Annotated in this window: 2 tRNA genes and 2 rRNA genes; all 4 read right to left on the reverse strand. The window is 47.4% G+C overall.

Annotated features, from left to right (window positions below):
* Positions 1-216: 216 nt before the first annotated feature.
* Positions 217-3,101 (reverse strand): 23S ribosomal RNA (locus FLP_RS09655).
* Positions 3,102-3,249: 148 nt separating this feature from the next.
* Positions 3,250-3,323 (reverse strand) — tRNA-Ala (locus FLP_RS09660).
* 138 nt (positions 3,324-3,461) lie between these two features.
* Positions 3,462-3,535: transfer RNA gene (locus FLP_RS09665), tRNA-Ile, on the reverse strand.
* 123 nt (positions 3,536-3,658) lie between these two features.
* Positions 3,659-5,172: ribosomal RNA gene (locus FLP_RS09670) — 16S ribosomal RNA — on the reverse strand.
* The 16S and 23S rRNA genes sit together here with 2 tRNA genes alongside, the layout of an rRNA operon.
* Between the last annotated feature and the right edge of the window lie 118 nt (positions 5,173-5,290).

Raw genomic sequence — 5,290 nt, forward strand, 5'->3', positions numbered from 1 at the left:
GCCGAGTGCGTTACGCGTGGCGCTGGCGTGGTTATGTACTCGTTTCGCGAGTGGATGAGCGGACCCCCGCCGCAATAACCACCTTAAGGCCGTTTTGCAATGGGTGATTAGCCTTAGCTAGTCAACATTACACAATATCTTAACATACTGAGATAAAGAAAAGTATTTTATTTATTAGAAAGTTTCTCCCCCCGACCGGAGTCGGGGGAAAAGGGTGTACATAAGCTTACGGATTATTAGTACTACTCGACTATGACATTACTGCCTTTACATCTATAGCCTATCAACGTGGTCATCTTCCACGATCCTTAAAAGAAATCTCATCTTGTGGTGGGTTTCGCGCTTATATGCTTTCAGCGCTTATCCCTTCCAAACGTAGCTACTCTGCGGTGCCCCTGGCGGGACAACAGATACACTAGAGGTTTGTCCAATTCGGTCCTCTCGTACTAGAATCAGATCCACTCAAATTTCTAACGCCCACAGTAGATAGAGACCGAACTGTCTCACGACGTTCTGAACCCAGCTCGCGTGCCACTTTAATGGGCGAACAGCCCAACCCTTGGGACCTTCTCCAGCCCCAGGATGTGACGAGCCGACATCGAGGTGCCAAACCCCCCCGTCGATATGAGCTCTTGGGGGAGATCAGCCTGTTATCCCCGGCGTACCTTTTATCCTTTGAGCGATGGCCCTTCCATGCGGAACCACCGGATCACTATGCTCTACTTTCGTACCTGATCGACCTGTATGTCTCTCAGTCAAGCTCCCTTATGCCATTGCACTCTACGCACGGTTACCAAGCGTACTGAGGGAACCTTTAGAAGCCTCCGTTACTCTTTTGGAGGCGACCACCCCAGTCAAACTACCCACCAAGCAATGTCCCCCGCGTTCGCGGGGTTAGGCCTCAGATAAACAAAGGGTTGTATTTCAACAATGACTCCACAACGCCTGGCGACGCCGCTTCATAGTCTCCAACCTATCCTACACATCATTTATCCAAGGTCAATACTAAGCTATAGTAAAGGTGCACAGGGTCTTTTCGTCCCACTGCGGGTAAACGGCATCTTCACCGTTACTACAATTTCACCGAGCTCATGGCTGAGACAGTGTCCAGATCGTTACACCATTCGTGCAGGTCGGAACTTACCCGACAAGGAATTTCGCTACCTTAGGACCGTTATAGTTACGGCCGCCGTTTACTGGGGCTTCAATTCAATGCTTCTCCGAAGATAACATCTCCTCTTAACCTTCCAGCACCGGGCAGGTGTCAGGCCCTATACTTCATCTTACGATTTTGCAGAGCCCTGTGTTTTTGATAAACAGTCGCCTGGACCTCTTCACTGCGGCCCCCATTGCTGGGGGCGACCTTTCTCCCGAAGTTACAGGTCTATTTTGCCTAATTCCTTAGCCATGAATCTCTCGAGCACCTTAGGATTCTCTCCTCAACTACCTGTGTCGGTTTACGGTACTGGTACTAATTACCTGAAGTTTAGAGGTTTTTCTTGGAAGCCCTTAGGCGCACTATCTCTTTGTCCGAAGACTCCGAGTACTATCGTATTTCCCCAAGCCGCGTGGATTTGCCTGCGCAGCTTATAGGTAGGTACTTCAACGAACTATTCCGTCAGTTCGCGGCGCTTTCATCACTCCGTCACCCCATCACAGTAATTAGTAGTACGGGAATATTAACCCGTTAGCCATCGACTGTCCCTTTCGGGTTCGCCTTAGGACCAGACTAACCCACAGCTGATTAGCATAGCTGTGGAAACCTTAGTTTTTCGGTGTGCGGGTTTCTCGCCCGCATTATCGTTACTTATGCCTACATTTTCTTTTCCAGCCAGTCCAGCATACCTTACGATACACCTTCAACCCTGCTGGAATGCTCCCCTACCACTTAGAGTAAACTCTAAATCCATAGCTTCGGTAATACACTTATGCCCGATTATTATCCATGCTCGTCCGCTCGACTAGTGAGCTGTTACGCACTCTTTAAATGAATGGCTGCTTCCAAGCCAACATCCTAGCTGTCTGGGCAGACAAACCTCGTTCTTTCAACTTAGTGTATATTTGGGGACCTTAGCTGATGGTCTGGGTTCTTTCCCTCTCGGACTTGGACCTTAGCACCCAAGCCCTCACTGTTAGTGAACATTATATAGCATTCGGAGTTTGTCAGGAATTGGTAGGCGGTGAAGCCCCCGCATCCAATCAGTAGCTCTACCTCTATATAACTTTATAACTAACGCTGCACCTAAATGCATTTCGGGGAGTACGAGCTATTTCCGAGTTTGATTGGCCTTTCACCCCTACCCACAGGTCATCCGAAGACTTTTCAACGTCAACCGGTTCGGACCTCCACTGTGTGTTACCACAGCTTCATCCTGCCCATGGGTAGATCACACGGTTTCGCGTCTAACACTACTGACTAAAGCGCCCTATTCAGACTCGCTTTCGCTACGGATCCGTGGCTTAACCACTTAACCTTGCCAGCAACGTTAACTCGTAGGCTCATTATGCAAAAGGCACGCCGTCACCCCACGAAAGGGCTCCGACCGCTTGTAAGCGTATGGTTTCAGGATCTATTTCACTCCGTTATTCACGGTTCTTTTCACCTTTCCCTCACGGTACTGGTTCACTATCGGTCTCTCAGGAGTATTTAGCCTTAGCGGATGGTCCCGCCAAATTCAGACAGGGTTTCACGTGCCCCGCCCTACTCAGGATACCACTATCTATTACACTCGTTACCCATACGGGACTATCACCCTCTTTGGTGTCACTTTCCAGTAACTTCCGGTTCCTTGTGCATAAAATGTCGTGGTCCTACAACCCCAATCTTGCCGTAACAACATTGGTTTGGGCTAATCCGCGTTCGCTCGCCACTACTTACGGAATCACTTTTGTTTTCTTCTCCTCCGCCTACTTAGATGTTTCAGTTCAGCGGGTTTGCCCACCTATCGGTGTACTATGTCTTCAACATAGTGGGTTGCCCCATTCAGGTATCTGCGGATCAATCGGTGTGTGCCCGTCCCCGCAGCTTTTCGCAGCTTATCACGCCTTTCATCGCCTCTGAGAGCCAAGGCATCCCCCATACGCCCTTATTTTGCTTATTGTACCAATCATAAAATCAATTATGACCGTTTTTTTTTGTCTTTTATTATTTGTATTGCTACTTATAACAAAAAACGCTTTCTACTTTTTATTATTTTCTTATCTCAATATGTCAATGAACTTTTATTTACTATCTTTATAGTAAACCAGTGGAGAATAACGGAGTCGAACCGTTGACCTCCTGCGTGCAAGGCAGGCGCTCTAGCCAGCTGAGCTAATCCCCCAATCTAATTATGAATTGTGAATTATGAATTATGAATTATTATTCATAACGCCTCAACTCTAGAATTTCCTTTTCAAGTTTACAGTCTCTTTATTTTGTCTTTTTATAATTTATAATTCATAATTAACAATTTAAAAAGTAGTCCCGGGCAGACTCGAACTGCCGACCCCTACATTATCAGTGTAGTACTCTAACCAGCTGAGCTACGAGACTCTGTTTTACTTAAAATTTATTATTTGAACTAACAGCAAGAGTAATTGAACTTTAAAATTCAGATCCTTTAGATAAACATCTTTTTTCCCCATCGTGTATTACTACTAACAATTGGGGCTCTAGAAAGGAGGTGTTCCAGCCGCACCTTCCGGTACGGCTACCTTGTTACGACTTAGCCCTAGTTACCAGTTTTACCCTAGGCAGCTCCTTGCGGTCACCGACTTCAGGCACCCCCAGCTTCCATGGCTTGACGGGCGGTGTGTACAAGGCCCGGGAACGTATTCACCGGATCATGGCTGATATCCGATTACTAGCGATTCCAGCTTCACGGAGTCGAGTTGCAGACTCCGATCCGAACTGTGACCGGTTTTATAGATTCGCTCCTGGTCGCCCAGTGGCTGCTCTCTGTACCGGCCATTGTAGCACGTGTGTAGCCCAAGGCGTAAGGGCCGTGATGATTTGACGTCATCCCCACCTTCCTCACAGTTTGCACTGGCAGTCTTGTTAGAGTTCCCGACATGACTCGCTGGCAACTAACAACAGGGGTTGCGCTCGTTATAGGACTTAACCTGACACCTCACGGCACGAGCTGACGACAACCATGCAGCACCTTGTAAATTGTCTTGCGAAAGATCTGTTTCCAAACCGGTCAATCTACATTTAAGCCTTGGTAAGGTTCCTCGCGTATCATCGAATTAAACCACATGCTCCACCGCTTGTGCGGGCCCCCGTCAATTCCTTTGAGTTTCATTCTTGCGAACGTACTCCCCAGGTGGGATACTTATCACTTTCGCTTAGCCACTGAGATTGCTCCCAACAGCTAGTATCCATCGTTTACGGCGTGGACTACCAGGGTATCTAATCCTGTTCGCTACCCACGCTTTCGTCCATCAGCGTCAATCAATTAGTAGTAACCTGCCTTCGCAATTGGTATTCCATGTAATCTCTAAGCATTTCACCGCTACACTACATATTCTAGTTACTTCCTAATAATTCAAGTCTAACAGTATCAATGGCCGTTCCACCGTTGAGCGATGGGCTTTCACCACTGACTTATTAAACCGCCTACGGACCCTTTAAACCCAATGATTCCGGATAACGCTTGGATCCTCCGTATTACCGCGGCTGCTGGCACGGAGTTAGCCGATCCTTATTCTTACGATACCGTCAAGCTCCTTCACGAAGGAGTGTTTCTTCTCGTATAAAAGCAGTTTACAATCCATAGGACCGTCATCCTGCACGCGGCATGGCTGGATCAGGCTTGCGCCCATTGTCCAATATTCCTCACTGCTGCCTCCCGTAGGAGTCTGGTCCGTGTCTCAGTACCAGTGTGGGGGATCTCCCTCTCAGGACCCCTACCCATCGTAGCCTTGGTAAGCCGTTACCTTACCAACTAGCTAATGGGACGCATGCTCATCTTTTACCGTTGTGACTTTAATATAATCCTGATGCCAGGGCTATATACTATGAGGTATTAATCCAAATTTCTCTGGGCTATCCCTCTGTAAAAGGTAGATTGCATACGCGTTACGCACCCGTGCGCCGGTCTCTAGTTCCGAAGAACTATACCCCTCGACTTGCATGTGTTAAGCCTGCCGCTAGCGTTCATCCTGAGCCAGGATCAAACTCTTCATCGTATATTGTTTGTCTTAATTGCTTAAGACTAATTATTATTCGACGTTTTCTCTATCGGTTTTTCAAATCTCTCGATTCCATTACTCTTATTCTTTTGTTTTAACATTCCTTTTAAAACGT

It is taken from the genome of Flavobacterium piscis (assembly GCF_001686925.1).
GTDB lineage: Bacteria > Bacteroidota > Bacteroidia > Flavobacteriales > Flavobacteriaceae > Flavobacterium > Flavobacterium piscis.